The sequence below is a fragment of the Halomonas sp. B23F22_20 genome (assembly GCF_043496985.1).
In the GTDB taxonomy this organism is placed as follows: Bacteria; Pseudomonadota; Gammaproteobacteria; order Pseudomonadales; family Halomonadaceae; genus Halomonas.
The window spans coordinates 1-647 of record NZ_JBIEKH010000103.1 but is presented as its reverse complement, the minus strand read 5'-3'; the positions used below and the strand labels follow the sequence as shown (position 1 = coordinate 647).

Genomic DNA, 647 nt, shown 5'->3' with positions numbered 1-647 from the left:
AATGAAGGAGTACACTGTATAATACTAATATTATGCTTGTTTATAACATCTTCAATTGAAACTTTAGGGGGCTCTATAGATAACTCTTTCAAACTTCTAAGGTGATTAAGCCCGTTTAAAACAGCATCTTCATCTACTCCAAAGTCAATTAGTGATCCAATTTCATCTATCCCAATTTCTTTTAGTTTATTAACTATTTCAAGACATTGCTTAGGTGTACCAAATAGTCCACTTGATTGGTAATAACGGTCGAAAGCAGCTGAAATAATATCTTCAAAATCTTCCTCGTTATATTCATTTAACTTTTTCTCACTAGCCATGGATCCTACGAAGTCCTCTAAAAGTCCAGCTGATGATCTTAGATATTCTTTAAAAGGCTCCTCAATTTTTTGTCTTACATATTCTTCATCTTTATCAATAAAGGTATGGAGCATAATTGATACCTTTCCTACGTTGGAATCATACCCATTATCTTTTAACGATTTCCTATATATCTGTATGTTTTCTTTTAAAGATTCTAGAGATTGGCCAAGTAAGTGTGTTAATAAGTTTGCCCCTATTTCTCCTGCTCTTCTAAAGGTTTCAGGGTTACCACCACTTGTAACCCAGATAGGTAACTGTTTTTGTACTGGTTTTGGAAATATACT

At 33.2% G+C, this 647-nt stretch carries 1 protein-coding gene; it reads right to left on the bottom strand.

Features of this window, described 5'->3' with window-relative positions; translation table 11 throughout:
- Positions 1 to 647, bottom strand: a 647-nt coding sequence (locus ACGTN6_RS20795; RefSeq protein ID WP_394594986.1) for an LLM class flavin-dependent oxidoreductase, incomplete at both ends; no start/stop codon positions are given.